At 67.9% G+C, this 14,819-nt stretch carries 16 protein-coding genes; 3 read left to right on the forward strand and 13 right to left on the reverse strand.

The window, feature by feature from the left end; genetic code table 11:
* Window positions 1–25 precede the first annotated feature (25 nt).
* Window positions 26–1,120, forward strand: coding sequence for a YncE family protein (locus RD110_RS09640; protein WP_083686181.1), 1,095 nt, complete (start codon window positions 26–28; stop codon window positions 1,118–1,120).
* Between the two features lie 130 nt (window positions 1,121–1,250).
* On the forward strand, window positions 1,251–2,165 hold the full coding sequence (locus RD110_RS09645; protein ID WP_076198929.1) for a protein NO VEIN domain-containing protein: 915 nt from the start codon (window positions 1,251–1,253) through the stop codon (window positions 2,163–2,165).
* Window positions 2,166–2,186: 21 nt separating this feature from the next.
* Here the strand turns inward: RD110_RS09645 and RD110_RS09650 are convergent, their stop codons facing one another.
* The 12 genes from RD110_RS09650 to nac all read right to left on the reverse strand — a co-directional run bounded on the left by RD110_RS09650 (window position 2,187) and on the right by nac (window position 12,079).
* Complete coding sequence (locus RD110_RS09650) at window positions 2,187–3,029, reverse strand: ABC transporter substrate-binding protein (protein WP_076198931.1); 843 nt, start codon at window positions 3,027–3,029, stop codon at window positions 2,187–2,189.
* A 54-nt stretch (window positions 3,030–3,083) separates the two neighbouring features.
* Entirely contained in the window at window positions 3,084–3,818 is a 735-nt protein-coding gene (locus tag RD110_RS09655) for an amino acid ABC transporter ATP-binding protein (RefSeq protein ID WP_076198933.1), read from the reverse strand.
* 22 nt (window positions 3,819–3,840) lie between these two features.
* Window positions 3,841–4,590 (reverse strand): amino acid ABC transporter permease, encoded by a 750-nt coding sequence (locus tag RD110_RS09660; RefSeq protein ID WP_076198935.1) that lies wholly within the window; start codon window positions 4,588–4,590, stop codon window positions 3,841–3,843.
* 18 nt (window positions 4,591–4,608) lie between these two features.
* The gene (locus RD110_RS09665) at window positions 4,609–5,310 is read right to left on the reverse strand and encodes an amino acid ABC transporter permease (protein WP_076198937.1); all 702 of its coding nucleotides are present in this window, start codon (window positions 5,308–5,310) and stop codon (window positions 4,609–4,611) included.
* 34 nt (window positions 5,311–5,344) lie between these two features.
* The gene (locus RD110_RS09670; protein WP_076198939.1) at window positions 5,345–6,097 is read right to left on the reverse strand and encodes an SDR family oxidoreductase; all 753 of its coding nucleotides are present in this window, start codon (window positions 6,095–6,097) and stop codon (window positions 5,345–5,347) included.
* Between the two features lie 193 nt (window positions 6,098–6,290).
* Window positions 6,291–7,064, reverse strand: coding sequence for a LamB/YcsF family protein (locus RD110_RS09675; protein ID WP_076198941.1), 774 nt, complete (start codon window positions 7,062–7,064; stop codon window positions 6,291–6,293).
* Between the two features lie 10 nt (window positions 7,065–7,074).
* A complete protein-coding gene (locus RD110_RS09680; RefSeq protein ID WP_076204730.1) occupies window positions 7,075–7,518 on the reverse strand; it encodes a hypothetical protein in 444 nt (147 codons plus the stop codon).
* 2 nt (window positions 7,519–7,520) lie between these two features.
* Window positions 7,521–8,501, reverse strand: a complete 981-nt coding sequence (locus RD110_RS09685; RefSeq protein WP_076198942.1) for a 5-oxoprolinase subunit C family protein — start codon at window positions 8,499–8,501, stop codon at window positions 7,521–7,523.
* Window positions 8,498–9,166, reverse strand: a complete 669-nt coding sequence (pxpB, locus tag RD110_RS09690; protein WP_076198943.1) for a 5-oxoprolinase subunit PxpB — start codon at window positions 9,164–9,166, stop codon at window positions 8,498–8,500. Before pxpB ends, RD110_RS09685 begins: the two co-directional genes overlap by 4 nt.
* Entirely contained in the window at window positions 9,163–10,539 is a 1,377-nt protein-coding gene (gene accC, locus RD110_RS09695; RefSeq protein WP_076198944.1) for an acetyl-CoA carboxylase biotin carboxylase subunit, read from the reverse strand. The genes pxpB and accC overlap by 4 nt, the downstream gene beginning before the upstream one ends.
* Before the next feature lie 2 nt (window positions 10,540–10,541).
* Window positions 10,542–10,994 carry an acetyl-CoA carboxylase biotin carboxyl carrier protein gene (gene accB / locus RD110_RS09700; RefSeq protein ID WP_076198945.1) on the reverse strand — a complete coding sequence of 151 codons (453 nt, stop codon included), beginning with the start codon at window positions 10,992–10,994 and terminating at the stop codon, window positions 10,542–10,544.
* 134 nt (window positions 10,995–11,128) lie between these two features.
* Window positions 11,129–12,079, reverse strand: coding sequence for a nitrogen assimilation transcriptional regulator NAC (gene nac, locus RD110_RS09705; protein ID WP_076198946.1), 951 nt, complete (start codon window positions 12,077–12,079; stop codon window positions 11,129–11,131).
* Window positions 12,080–12,319: 240 nt separating this feature from the next.
* Here nac and RD110_RS09710 point away from each other — a divergent pair, with 240 nt between their 5' ends.
* Complete coding sequence (locus RD110_RS09710) at window positions 12,320–13,543, forward strand: aspartate transaminase (protein ID WP_076198947.1); 1,224 nt, start codon at window positions 12,320–12,322, stop codon at window positions 13,541–13,543.
* 40 nt (window positions 13,544–13,583) lie between these two features.
* On the opposite strand, the gene gntR is transcribed toward RD110_RS09710, so the two are convergent.
* Entirely contained in the window at window positions 13,584–14,606 is a 1,023-nt protein-coding gene (gene gntR, locus RD110_RS09715; RefSeq protein ID WP_076198948.1) for an HTH-type transcriptional regulator GntR, read from the reverse strand.
* Window positions 14,607–14,819: the final 213 nt, after the last annotated feature.

A 14,819-nucleotide genomic window follows, 5' to 3' on the forward strand; every position in this document is an offset into this window, starting at 1 on the left:
CAACAAAACAGGACCGAGACAAGCCATGACCTTTCAAAACACCCTCTCCGCCGCCGGTACCGCCACGGCCGTTGCCGTCATGCTGGCCGGCGCAGCCTTGCCCGCATCCGCCTTCGATGGCTGGCACCTGGAAAACGCCAGCGCCATCGCAGGCCCGGGATCGGCGTGGGACTATGTCTCGCTCGATGCCGCGCGCGGCCATCTGTTCATCGGACGTCGCGGCAGCGGCCTGCAGGTCTACGACATCGCGAGCCGCAAGGCCATCGCTGTCATCGGGACGACAGCCGCGGAGAGTTCGAACGGCGCAGCAATCATGGACGATCTCGATCTCGGTATTTCCTACAACGAGAACGGCACCATCACGCCGTTCAAGCTGTCCACCCTGGAAGCCGCTCCCTCCATCAAGCTGGGCGATGAGCTCGACTCCGCGCACTATGATCCTGCGACGCGCCGCCTGGTGGTCAACATGGCGGCGGGCAAGGATGGCACCGAACTACTGGTACTGGAAGCGCCTTCGCTCAAGACGCTCGGCACCATCAAGATCACCAGCAAGAAGCCCGAACATGCGCAAGCCGACGGCAAGGGCAACCTGTTCCTCGCGGCGCGCGATGAAAACGCGGTCTATCGCATCGACACCAAGGACATGAAGGTCACGGCCCGGTGGCCCACGCCCGGCTGCGTTCAGACCAACGGGCTGGCGCTCGACGCGGCGAACCGCCGCATCTTCCTGGGCTGCCGCGGCAGCGCCACGGCGAAGCCCACTTTCGCTGTCATGGACGCCGACAGCGGTGCCGTGCTCTACAGCGCCGAGATCGGCGGCGGCAACGACGACGTGGTGTTCGACGCCGAACTCAAGCGCGTGTTCCTTGCCAATGGCGTGAACAGCGTGATGAATGTATTCGAACAGGTCGATGCGAACACCTACAGGCCTTTGGAAGCCTTGGGCACGCAGGCGGGGGTGCGCACCATGGCGATGGATGCCAAGAGCAAGAAAATCTACGCCGTGACCGCCGAAGGCAGCGCCGACTATTCGAAGAAGATCACCACCAGCGTGTCGCCTTACTACGCCAACACGTTCTTCCCCGACCGGTTCTTCGTGTTGACCTACAGCCGCAACTGACACGCGAGCCGCTCGGGCGACCTGGCTTGCGTCGCTCCACTGCCGCGTGGAGCGGCCAGCGCTGCACCGCGCCTTGGACGATCACCGCGTGGCATACTGCCGTCCCCCCAACTCGCTACAAAGCCCCCGCATGGAATCGGAAGTCAACCCCCAGGTACTCGCAGTCCTCAACGAGGAGCGCCTGTCCGGACCGCGGCTGAGCCCAGTTGACATCGTGGCCAAGATGGGGGTGTTCGATGCGCGCGAAAAGGCCTACGACCACGCCTGGCTGGCCACGGGCGACATCGTCATCGCCACCGTCTGGGCCGAACGCGTGAGCCTGGGTGATGGCGGTCGCTGGTTCTGCCTCGACTCGCTCGACACGCAGCAGCGGCCGGACGGCCGTCCGCGCGCGCCGAACCAGGTGCAGAAGGCCATCGACCGCCTCGCCCTGCTCAAGCGCACGTTGAAGGAGGAGCGGGGCTTCAGGGCCGTGCTGCAGACCAACCGCGTGGCCATCGCCGATGTGGAGAGCGACAAGAACGCCAAGGTGTCGACCCGCGTGCGCGATCCCGAGGAATGGCATGTGGCCGCCTGGGACGCCGAGCAGCAGTTCGCCGTGCTCGTGCGCGGCCCGCGCGGCTTTGTGCCGAGCGACGCACAGGTGCAGGAAGCACGCGCGCGCTGCGGCATTCCGGAGCCGGTGGCGCCGGACCCGAACGCATCGAGGATCTTCTCGCCGGAAGAGTTGCAGGCCGCCGCCATGGCCTACGTGACCAAACACTTCGCGGGCTACGGCTACAAGCCCGAGGACGTGCGCAGCCAGAACCTCGGTTACGACATCGAGGTGACGAATGCCAAGGGCGCCAAACTGCTCAGGGTCGCGGTGAAAGGGACGACGCCCAAGGGGCCGAACTTCAGCCTGAGCCAGCAGGAGCTCAAATGCTCGACACGTGAACCGCTGTGGAAGCTGCTGGTGGTGACCGACGTGACCGGGCCGGCCGCGGCCCACAAGATCTACAAGCCAACCGAAGTGGAGCAGGCCGAGGGCTACACGGCCGCCTGAGCCACCACCGGCCCGGGCGCGTCAGGGCAGGAGTTCGAACTTCAGGTCGGCCAGGGGCGTGACCTTTTCTTCGCGCACCAGCTTGAATTCGGTGTTCGGGCCGATCCACTTGGCCCAGATGGCGTCGATCTCGCCGGCCTTGTCCATGGCCATGAGCGCGGCATTGACCTTGGCCAGCAGCACGGGTTCGTCCTTTTTCATGCCCACGCCGATGGGCTGGAACACCATCGGGTCCTTGATCATCTTCAGCTCGGTGCCGGAGGTCTTCGACTGGTTGACGAGTTTGGTGATGGTCATGGTGTTGGCGACCATGCCGACCGACTTGTTCTGCTGCACGGCCATGTAGGCCGAGCCGGTGTCCTGGAAGGTGACGGGCTCGGAGCCGTTCATCTTGATCGACAGCTCAGAAGTCGAGCCCTTGGTCGAACTCAGCCGCTTGCCCTTGTAGTCGGCCTTGGTCGTGCCCGGGTCGCTGGCCTTCACCGCCAGCATTTCCTTGGCGATGTAGTACGGGTCGCTGAACTGGATCTGCTCGCCACGGCTCTTGGTGTAGGCGAGGTTGGCCACCGTCAGGTCGACGCGGCCCATCTTCACTTCCGGCACACGCGCCTCGACCGACAGCGGCGTGATCTTTGCCACCAGGCCGAGTTGCTTGGCGATGGCGTTGCACATGTCGACGTCGAAGCCGACCATCTCGCGTGTCTTGGGATCGGGCGCTGCGAACGGCGGCACGTCGGCAAAGGTGCCGCACTTGAGTTCCTTGCGCTGGACCATGTCCTGCCACTGGTCGGCCTGGGCCGCGAAGCTGAGGGCGAGCAGGCCGGCGACGGCCGCCGTGCGTGAAAGACGAGAGGCGTTGGACATGGGGGACTCCTGGGGTGAAAAACTGGGGGTGAAAGCTGGGGGATGGATGGGCGCTCAATGCGCCCGCAGGTCGGACAGAAAACGTTTGGCGCGCGGATGCTGCGGGTTGCTGAAGAATGCCTGCGGCGTGGCCGTCTCGAGGATGCGGCCCGCGTCCATGAACCAGATCTGGTCGGCCACCTCGCGCGCGAAGTTCATCTCGTGGGTGACGCACATCATGGTCATGCCGTCGTTGGCCAGGCTGCGCATCACCGACAGCACCTCGCCGACCATCTCCGGGTCGAGCGCACTCGTGGGTTCGTCGAACAGCATGGCCGGCGGCTCCATGGCCAGGGCACGGGCGATGGCCACGCGCTGCTGCTGGCCGCCCGACAACTGCGCGGGGTAGGCGCCGGCCTTGGCGGCCAGGCCCACGCGGTCGAGCAGCTGCTGCGCCTTGGCCTTGGCATCCGTGCGGTTGACGCCGCGCACGCGCATCGGCGACATCATGATGTTCTCCAGCACCGACAGGTGCGGGAACAGGTTGAAGCTCTGGAACACGAAGCCGATGCGGCTGCGCAGCTTGTTCAGCGCCATGCTGCTCATCGGCGCATGGATGTCGTTGCCGTCGAACAGCAACTGGCCCGACTTCACCTCTTCCAGGCGATTCACGGTGCGGATGAGGGTGGATTTGCCCGAGCCCGAGGGCCCGCAGACCACCACCACTTCGCCTTTCCTGACCTCGGCGTTGATGTCGATCAGCGCGTGATAGCTGCCGTACCATTTGTTGATTTCGTTGAAGCAGATCATGGGGTCTCCGGGTCCGGGCGGTTCAGGTTTCGGCCGTGGCGGCGGTGGACGGCAGCGTGGCCGGTGCGGTGCCGAGCTGGCCCTGGCGCTTCTTCGTCACCCGCCGCTCGAGCCATTGCGCGAGCTGGGTCAGGCTGTAGCAGACCACGTAATACGTGACCGCCAGGATGAAGAACACGTGGAAGGGCTTGGTCAGCAACTGGTTGTTGATCTGGTTCGCGGCGAAGGTGAGCTCCTGCACGTTGATGACATAACCCAGCGTGGTTTCCTTCACCGCCGAGACGAACTGGCTCAAGAGGCTGGGCAGCATGTTGTACAGCGCCTGCGGCAGGATCACGCTCCACATCGCGCCCAGGTAGCTGTTGCCCAGTGCCCGCGCGGCCTCGAGCTGACCGCGCGGCAGCGCCTGAATGCCGGCACGCACTACCTCCGACAGGTAGGCGCCTTCGTAGATCACCAGCGTGCACAGCATGGTGGTGAAGCCCGAGACATTGCGCCCGATGAGCAGCGGCACCAGGAAATACACCCACAGGATCACCATCAGGAGCGGCACGCCGCGCACGACGTACACCAGGGCCGTGGTGGGCCAGCGCAGCACGCGCCAGGGCGAAAGGCGGGCCAGCGCCATCAGCACGCTGAGCGGGAACGCCAGCGCGATGCCCAGCACCGACAGCACCAGCGTGCAGACGATGCCGCCCATCGGGCCGTTCGGGTACTGGCCGACGAGCAGCAGCAGCCAGTTGTCGCGCAGGATGTCGTAGAGGTCGATCATGGTGGTCTTGCCCGTGGCCTATCGGGCGCCGGCGATGCTGTAGCGCTTGGACAGCCAGGCGCCCGCGGCCATGATCAAAAGCGAGAAGCCGAGGTACAGCACGGTGGCCACGAGGTAAGCCTCGAAGGTGCGGAAGCTCTGGCTTTCGATTTCCTTCACCGCATGCGTGAGTTCGGCGACACCGATGGCCATGGCCAGGCTGCTGTTCTTGAACAGCGACACACTGTGGTTCACCAGGGCCGGCACGGCGTTGCGCACGGCCTGCGGCAGGATCACGTGGCGCATCGAGCTCAGGTAGCTGTGGCCCAGCGCCCGCGCGGCCTCGGTCTGGCCATCGGGAATGGAACGCAGGCCGGAGCGCAGGTCCTCGCTGAAATAGGCCGCCTGGCACAGGCCGAGCGCGATGATGGCGAACAGCGCCTCGCCGTTGTGTTCCGACAGCCAGGCCTGCAGGTCGTCGGGCAGGAGGCTGGAGATGCCGAAGTACCACAGCATCAGTTGCACCAGCGTCGGCACGTTGCGGTGGTAGGACACATAGGCCGCCACGGCCCGCTGCGCGATGACACTCGGCGTGAGCCGCACGACCAGCAGCACCAGCGCGAGCGACATGGCCAGCAGCCACGAGCCCGCGGCGATCTGCAGCGTCATGCGGATCCCCTTGAGCAGCATGGCGCTGAATTCGCCATTCATCAGGATGGTCAGCAGGTCGAAGTCTTTCATGCGCGGCTTTGCGTGGGCGGGCGGGGGCGGGGCTTCAGGCCTGCGGATGCTCGGGCCGCATCGTCGACAGGCCGCCGGGCACCTGCAGGGTCGGCGTGATCTCCATGTGGCCGACGTTCACGGCGATCGGCGCGGAGATTGCGAAGGCGATGGCGTTGGCGATGTCCTCGGCCTGCGGCAGCTCGAAACCGTCGACGAAACGTTCGCGCACCTCGGCGCTGTCACCATGCACGTGGGCGAAGATGTCGGTGGCCACGCGGCCGGGGCAGATCTCGGTGACGCGCACGCGCTTGCCGTAGGCGTCGATGCGCAACTGGCGCGACAGCATGCTGACCGCGGCCTTGGTGGCATGGTAGGTGCTGTTGCCGCCGAAGTTGTAGGCGGCGGCAATCGAACTGATGTTGACGATGTGGCCGCGGTCGCGCGCCACCATGCCGGGCAGGGTGAGGCGGCAGATGTGCAGCACCGCGCGCAGGTTCACGTCCACCAGCAGGTCGATGCCTTCCTCGTCGGCCTTGAGGATGGAGCCGGGCCGGTCCACACCGGCGTTGTTGACCACCACGTCGAAATCGATCTCCTTCGTCAGCCGCGTCACGCTGGCCAGGTCGCTCACGTCGATCGCATGGACGATGCAGCCCGTGCGCGCCGAGAGTTCGGCAAGCTTGCCGGCGCTGCGCGCCAGGGCGTGTACCTGCAGGCCTTCGGCACACAGGCGCTCGACGGTGGCGGCGCCGATGCCCGAGGAGGCGCCGGTCACGAGGGCTGTCTTGTAATCGGAAAAAGGCATGTCTGTTTCTTTCTTCTGGTTGGAGGCGGGGCGGATTTCTGCGTTTTGGTGCTGGATCCGCCGCCGATGAACCCACTTTATCGACGCTGCGACGGGAGCGCCAAGACGGATTGGCTGTGAGGCGATAAGCTGCCCTTATGTCGCTCCGCGACGGTGCATGACCGGGCGTCCAAACGCCAAGATGGTGCTGCGTTCATGGCACCTGCCGCGAGATCGGTACGATGCGCCCGCCCACCGCCTCGATGCGCTCGCGCACCGCGGTGGCCAGCGCGACAGCGCCCGGCGTGTCGCCGTGCAGCAGGATCGAGCTCGCGCGCATCGGGATCCTGCGGCCGCTGTAGGCCGTGACCGTACCGTCGTCCAGCAGCTGCGTGACGCGCGCCAGCACGGCTGCGCTGTCGTGGATCACCGCGTCGGGCATGCCGCGCGGAACGAGCAGGCCTTCGTCGTCGCAGGCGCGGTCGGCCAGGAAACTGCCGGCCACGCGCAGGCCGTGGTGGTCGCCCGCGCGCTCGATCGCCTGGCTGGCCGAAGAGCTGATGATCAGCCCCGCATCGAAGCGGGCCACGGCCTCGACCAGCACCATGGCCAATGCGGCGTCGGCTGCGGCCATGTTGCCGAGCGCGCCGTGAAAGCTCATGTGGGTCATGCGCCGGCCATTGGCCTGGGCGATGCCGGCGAGGGCGCCGAGCTGGTAGACCACGTAGCTGGCGAGTTCCTTAGTATCGACCTGCATCGGGCGGCGGCCGAAGCCCAGCAGGTCCGGAAAGCCGACATGGGCGCCGATGTCGATGTCGATGCCGCGCGTGGCGGCCAGCTTCACCGTGCGGTCCATGATGACCGGGTCGCCGGCATGGAAGCCGCAGGCGATGTTGGCCGAAGAGATGATCTTCAGCAGCGCTTCGTCGTCCCCCATGCGCCAGGGGCCGAAGCCTTCGCCGAGGTCTGCGTTCAGGTCGATGTCCATCCAAGGCTCCTCAGGTCGCGTCGGCCGAAGGCTCGACGAAGATGTCCAGCAGAGGCGTGCCATAGCCCACGGTGCTGCCGGGCGGCACGCGCCATTCGCCGGCCCAGCCGCCTGCGGGCGCGCGCACCGGCAACAGCAGCGGGCCGACCTGCAGCAAGGCCACGAGGCTGCCGGCCTGCACGGCCGCGCCGGCGGCACACAGCGGCGCGGCGCGGCCAGGCGGGCGATCGCGCAGCACGCCCAGGGACGGCGCCAGCACGGTGACGGGCTCGGCCGCCGAAGTCACCGGATTCGCCGGATTCCCCGCATCCGGCCCGGGCGCCCGCACGGTGTCGTCCGGCGCGGCGCCGTCACGGTGAATCCGTACCTCGGCATCCGGGCCGCGCAGTTCCAGGAAGTCGATGTCGGTGGCGGCCAGCCATTCGGCCAGTTGGCGGATGTCCTCGGTCTGCATGTTCATTTCCTTTGCTGCGCCCAGCGCTGCAACTCGATCATCCGGCGCGCCTCGTCCAGCCAGGCCTGCACCTCGCCCTGCGCGGCCACGGCCTCCTCGTAGGTCGTCTCGACGAAGCGCACGCGGCTGCCGATCGCCGCCTGGCCCAGGCGCCACAGGTCGGCCTCGATCACCGTGCCGAACTTGGGGTAGCCGCCCGAAGGCTGCGCGTCGCGCATCTGCACGATGGGCTGGCCGCCGGACGGCACCTGGATCACACCGGGCACGATGCCGTGCGAGCGGATCTCCATGTGCGCGATCGGCTCCAGCGGCGTGCCCTGCAGCCGGTAGCCGTAGCGGTCGCTCTGTGCCGTGATCTTCCATTCGCCGGCCCAGAAGGCGGCGCGCGATGCTTCCTTGAAGCAGGCGTATTCGGCCGCCGGCAGCACGCGCATCGCAGGCAGGCCATCGCGGGTCAGCGGCAGGCCGATGGCCGGCGGCACCACGCCGAAATCCACCGCCGGCTGCGCACCGGGCCTTGCCGCGCGCAGCACATCGCCCTGCCGCACGGCACGGCCGTCGAGGCCGCCGAACGCACCGCGCAACTGCGTGCTGCGCGAGGCCAGCACTTCGGGCACATCGATGCCGCCACACAGGGCCAGGTAGGCCCTGCTGCCGGAGTTGGGAACGGGGAGCCCGATCGTCAGCACCTGGCCCTGGCGCGCCTGGCCGACCCACCAGGGTGCGATGGCCTGCCCGTCGAGCCTGGCCTGGCCGTCGGCGCCGGTGAGGGCGAAGGCGCAGTCTTCGGTGAAGCGCACCTGGAAAGGATAGACCGGGATCTCGAGCGCGGCCGCGCCTTCGGGATTGCCGAGCAGCAGGTTGCCGACGGTCAGTGCCAGCTGGTCCATCGCACCCGCGGTGCCCACGCCGAAGCGCAGGCTGCCCAGGCGGCCCGCGTCCTGCACGGTGGCCAGTGCGGTGGAGGAAAGGATCTCGATCATCGGATGATGTCCTGAACGCGAAAGCGCACGCAGTCGCCCGGCTGCAGCACGGCCGGCGGGTCCGCTGCCGGGTTGAAGAAGTCCATGGTCGTGCTGCCGATGGTGTTCCAGCCGCTCGGGCCGGCCGATGCCGACACGCCGGTCTGCACGCCGCCGATCGACACCGAGCCGCCCGGCAGGTTGACGATGGGCACGGCGCGCCGTGGCGTGGCGATGCGCGCATCCATGCCGCCGAGGTAGCAGTAGCCCGGATGGCTGCCGAGCGCATACACCGGATACAGCGGCGCGGCATGCAGCTCGACCACCGCGTCGATGCTCAGACCCGTGTGCGCCACCACGTCGGCCAGGTGAGGGCCGCCGGCGCCGCCATACACCACGGGCAACTCGACGACACGGCCCTGCAGCGGCAGGGGCTGGGTGTCGCTCCAGGCCTGCAGCACGCGGGCTTCGAAAACTTTTAGCGCGGGCAGGTCGCGCGGCGGTCGGGCGAAGGTCAGCATCAGGTTGTTCATGCCCGGCACGGCTTCGCGCACCTCGGGCAGGGACTGCAGGGCCTGCGCCATCGCCCAGATGCGTTGCTGCGGTGCCAGGTCCAGGGCGCCGGGCGCTTCGAACAGCAGCGCGGTGGTGCCGAGCAGGGTGAGGTGAGGGGTGCCGTCGTTCATGCGCGCTCCGCTTTGGCGGTGTGTGCACTGGCGCGTTGTTGCAGCCAGCGTTCGAGGTGGTGGATGTCCACGCCGCCCTGCTGGAAGCCGGCGTCCTCGACGATCGCGCGGTGCAGCGGCACGTTGGTGGCGATGCCCTCCACATGCATCTCGGCCAGGGCCAGGCGCATGCGGGCCAGCGCGTCCTCGCGCGAGCTGCCGTGCACGATGAGCTTGGCGATCATCGAGTCGTAGTAGGGTGGCACGCGGTAGCCGGCGTGCACGTGTGAATCGACACGCACCCCGAAGCCGCCGGGCGGCTGCCAGGCCGTGATGCGGCCCGGCGCGGGCGCGAAGGTCTCGGGATTCTCTGCGTTGATGCGGCATTCGAGCGCATGGCCGAAACAGCCGACCTGGTCCTGCGTGAGCGCGAGGGGTTCACCGCGCGCCATGCGGATCTGCTGCTGCACGATGTCGATGCCGGTGGTCATCTCGGTCACCGTGTGTTCGACCTGCAGTCGGGTGTTCATCTCGATGAAGAAGAATTCGCCGTCTTCGAAGAGGAACTCGAAGGTGCCCACGCCCACGTAGCCGATCTGCCGGCAGGCCTCGGCGCAACGCGCGCCCACCTTGGCCAGCAGCACCGGGTCGATGCCTGGTGCGGGTGCTTCTTCCAGCACCTTCTGGTGGCGCCGTTGCAGCGAGCAGTCGCGGCTGCCGAGCCACAGTGCATGGCCGTGGCGGTCGCACAGCACCTGGATCTCCACGTGGCGCGGATGGCCGAGGAACTTCTCGATATAGACCTCGGGGTTGCCGAAAGCGCGGCGCGCTTCCTCGCGCGTCAGTGCCATCGCGTCGAGCAGCTCGGCTTCGGCCTGCACGATGCGCATGCCGCGCCCGCCGCCGCCGCCGGCCGCCTTGACCATCACCGGGTAGCCGATGTCGCGCGCGATGCCGAGGATCGCGTCGTGGTCTTCGGGCAGCGAGCCGTCGGGGCCGGGCACGCAGGGCACGCCCGCGGCGCGCATCGCCCGCTTGGCCGCCACCTTGTCGCCCATGGTGCGTATGCATTCCGACGTCGGTCCGATGAAGTGCAGGCCCGCGGCTTCCACGCGTGCGGCGAAGCCGGCGTTCTCCGACAGGAAGCCGTAGCCCGGATGGATGGCCTGCGCGCCGCTGACTTTGGCGGCGTAGAGCACGGCGGCCTGGTTCAGGTAGCTTTGCGTGGGCGCGGCCGGGCCGATGCACAGGGCCTGGTCGGCCTGCGCGACGTAGGTCGCCTCGCGGTCGGCCTCGGAATACACCGCGACGGTGCGCAGGCCGAGGCCGCGGCAGGCGCGCTGGATGCGCAAGGCGATCTCGCCGCGGTTGGCAATGAGGACGGTGTCGAACATGCTCAACCCAGGCGCAACAGCGGTTGACCGGCTTCGACCTCGGCGCCCGGTTCCACGAGCAGGGCCAGCACGGTGGCGTCGGCCTCGGCGCGTACCTCGTTGAAGACCTTCATGGCCTCGACCACACACACGACCTGGCCGGCCTTGATGGATTGGCCCGTCGCCACGAAAGGGGCGGCGTCGGGCGACGGTTTCCAGTGCACCACGCCGTACAGCGGGGCGGTGATCTCTGCGCTGGCCGGTGATGCACTGGCCTCAGCCTGGCGCGCTGCGCGCGGCGTGGATGGCATGGCCGGGCGGACGGCCGGTGCGGAGCAGGCGGCTTGCGCAGCGCTCGCGGGCGTTGCCTTGCGCCGCACCAGACGCAATTGGGTGTCGCCCTGCGTGAGTTCCATCTCGCTCAGGTCCGACGCGGCCATCGTGTCGATCAGCGCCTTGATCTCGGTCAGATTCATCTCGTGTTCCTGCCCCGCGGGGCGGCGTTCACACGCTGTGCATCAGCATGTTCAATGCCGTTAAGTTACCGAGAGACGGCGCGGGACGCCAAGACCGTTTGGCTTTGCCGGGATAAGTGTGTCTTATGGGGGGCTTATGGGGTGGTGAGCAGGACCGGGGCATCGGCGACCGACAGGCCCGTTCCGCCGCCGACGAGCAGGTCGTCGACGAGTTCGAGCAGGATCTCGCGCACCGCCTGTGCCGGCTCTGACAGCGGCAGGTGGTCCGACTGGCACAGCGCCAGCGGCGCCTCGATCACCGGCTCGACGATGCGGCTTTGCCAGGCGTGGCCCGAGGCCACGAAGCCGCGCGCCATCGAGGCCGGCAGGATGGTCGAGCCCAGGCCGTCGGCGATGGCCGCGGTGAGCGTGATGGCCGATTCCACCTCGGCCACCACGCGCGGCGTCATGCCCGCGCGAACGAAGGCTTCGTTCACGAGCTTGCGCACGATGTTGTAGGGCCGCGGCAGCAGGAGTTGCACGTCGCGCAGGTCCTCCAGGCGGATGTTCTCGCCGGGCCTCGGCTCGCTGTCCGGGCCGACCAGGTACAGCTCCTCCTTCACCAGCGGCAGGAACTTCAGGCCGTGGATGGCCTTGTCGCCATAGAGCACGGCCAGGTCCATGCGCCCGTTCATGATGAGTTCGCTCAGCGTGGTGCCGTAGTTCTCGTTGAGGTAGAGCAGCACGCCGGGATGGCGGGCGCGCACGCGGCGCAGCAGTGGCAGCGCCAGCGTGGTGGCCGCGGTGCCCGGCGCCATGCCGACCGACACCTGGCCCGAAAGGCCTTGGCTGGCGGCTGCCATGTCGCTCATGGCCTGGTCGCATTGGCGCAGGATGATCTGCGCATGGCGGTACAGCGCCTTGCCGGCCTCGGTGGGCGTGACGCCGCGCTGCGTGCGCACCAGCAACTGCTGGCCGACTTCGGCCTCGAGCGTGGCCAACTGCTGGCTCAGCGCCGGCTGGGCGATGAACAGCACCTGGGCGGCCTGCGTGAGGCTGCCGATGTCCACGATCTTCACGAAATATTTGAGGCGACGCAGGTTCATTCGGCACAGGGCAAGCAAAAGGCGAGCCTAGCACCGGGCCGTCCGCGGTGGCGAGGGTGCTAACCCGGTGCACGCGGCCCGCCACATCAGGCCGACCGCCGGTCATAAGCTCTTCCTATATCTCCAGAGCGATCTTGTCTTGGCTTTCCACAAGCGCAACGCGTAATGTTCGGGCCAGTCCACCCGGTCGCCCGGCCATTCGCCATGGCGGCATCGACCCCACAGCCATAAGGAAATGCCGTGTCCCGTTCCCCCGCCGACTCCCGCATCGCAGCCCGCGTGCGCCGCATCAAGCCGTCTCCCAGCAGCGCCGCGGCCGACCGCGCCAACGAACTGCGCCGCCAGGGCCGCGACATCGTCAACCTCGTGGTCGGCGAGCCGGATTTCGACACGCCGGCACACATCCGCCAGGCTGCCTGCGCCGCCATCGAGCGCGGCGAGACGCGCTACACCATGTCGGCCGGCACACCCGCGTTGCGCCAGGCCATCTGCGACAAGCTGCTGCGCGAGAACGGGCTGGCCTACAAGCCGAACGAAGTGGTGGTGACCTGCGGCGCGAAGCATGCGATCTTCAACGCCCTGTCGGCCACGCTGGAGCCGGGCGACGAGGTGATCATTCCCGCGCCTTACTGGGTGTCGTACCCGGACATGGTCCTGGCCTGCGACGGCACGCCGGTGGTGGTGGCCTGCGATGAAGACGACGGCTTCCGCCTCACCGCCGCCGTGCTGCAGGCGGCCATCACGCCCAGGACCCGCTGGCTGCTGCTGAATTCGCCGACCAACCCGACCGGCGCGGCCTACAGCGCCGCCGACCTGCGTGCCCTGGCCGACGTGCTGCTGCGCCATCCGCAGGTGCTGCTGATGACGGACGACATCTACGAACACATCCGCTTCGACGGCGAAGCGCTGCCGCACATCGTGGCGATCGCGCCGCAGTTGCGGGAGCGCTCGGTGGTGATCAACGGCGTCTCCAAGACCTACGCCATGACCGGCTGGCGCATCGGCTACGCGGCCGGTCCGGCCGACCTGATCGGCGCCATGGAGACACTGCAGTCGCAGTCCACCAGCAATGCCTGCACCATCAGCCAGGCCGCCGCGCTGGCCGCGCTGCAGGGCGATCACAGCTTCCTGAAGGGCTTCGTGGCCGTCTACCGCGAGCGCCGCGACCGCGCGCTGGCCATGATCAACGACATCCCCGGCCTGAGTTGCCGCACGCCCGGCGGCGCGTTCTACCTGTTCGTGAATTGCAGCGGCCTGATCGGCAGGACCACGCCGGCAGGCCAGCGGCTCGACACCGATGTGGATGTGATCCTGTACCTGCTGGACGCCGAAGGCGTGGCGATGATCCCGGGTTCGTCCTACGGCGTCGCGCCTTACTTCCGCATGTCGATCGCAACGGCCGTCGAGACCATCGAAGAAGGCTGCAAGCGCATCGGGCGCGCCGTCGCGGCGCTGGCGGGCTGAACCTATGCACCCCAGGGGCCGCCGCGCGCATCGAGGGGCATCAAGTACTCCCGCGCACGACCAATTCGTAGCCGAGGTTCTCGCAGGGCTGGTCCACGGATTCGCCGCGCATCAGCCGCAGCAGCATGGTGGCCGCGCGTGTGCCGATCTCGCCGCGCGCGGTGCGGATCGTGGTGAGCGGCGGCAGCATCTGCGCACTCCCGGCCAGGTCGTTGAAGCCACCCACCGCGACCCGGCCCGGCACGGCCACGCCCAGGCGCAGCGCCGCCAGCAGGCCGCCTTGCGCCAGGTCGTCGTTGCAGAAGAACATGGCGTCCACGTCCGGATGTCGGCCCAGCGTTTCCTCGAACAGGTAGCGTCCCAGGGCGATCGACGAGCGCTCGCCGTGCAGGTTTTCCAGCTTGTCGTCGTACAGGCCCGCGGCCTGCAGCGCCTCGCGGTAGCCGGCCAGGCGCTGCAACATGCGCGTGTCCATCTGCGCCGCCACGAAGGCGATGCGCCTGCGGCCGCGCGCGATCAGGTGTTCGGTCATGGTCCGGCCGGCGGCCTGCTGGTCCAGCCCGACGGCGTAGACGTCCGGATCCTGGCCGATCTCCATCAGGTGGACACAGGGGATGCCGCTCTGGGCGATGAGTTGCCGGCTGCCCGGCGTGCGGTCGAAGCCGCTGACCAGCAAGCCGGCCGGCCGGTGCGCCATGTAGCTGCGCAGCAGGCTTTCCTCCTGGCCGGGGTCGTAGTGGGTCACGCCGATCAGGGTCTGGAAGCCGGCCTGTGCGAGCGTGTTGTGCACGGATTCCAGCAGGTCGACAAAAAGGGTGTTGGTGAGCAGCGGAATCAGCACCGCCACGTTGGAACTGCGGCTGGACGCCAGCGCGCGTGCGGCCGGGTCTGGCACATAGCCCAGCCGCTCCGCCGCGGCCCGCACCTGCGCCACCAGCTCGCTGGCCACGCGGCGCTCGCCGCGCAAGGCGCGCGAGGCCGTGATCGGGCTGACGCCTGCGGCCAGTGCCACTTCATTGAGCGTGATGCGGCCACTGGCCCGACTTCGAACGAAAGAACCCATAGACCGAGGACAAACCCTGATAAAAAACGTGGAGCGTGGATTTAGGATAGCGCTGTCCTTGGATAGCGCTATCCAAACGCCAATCCGCCCATCGTAGTTCATCGGAAGCGAAGAAAGAGTGACTCGCAGCGACATCCAAGGTCGAGCTTCCTCTGCGCCGATGCGCCGACCATCCCGAGGGGCCGCGCCGCGGCCTGAACCTGGAGCAAAGCC

This window comes from Rhodoferax koreense, assembly GCF_001955695.1.
Taxonomy (GTDB): Bacteria; Pseudomonadota; Gammaproteobacteria; order Burkholderiales; family Burkholderiaceae_C; genus Rhodoferax_B; species Rhodoferax_B koreensis.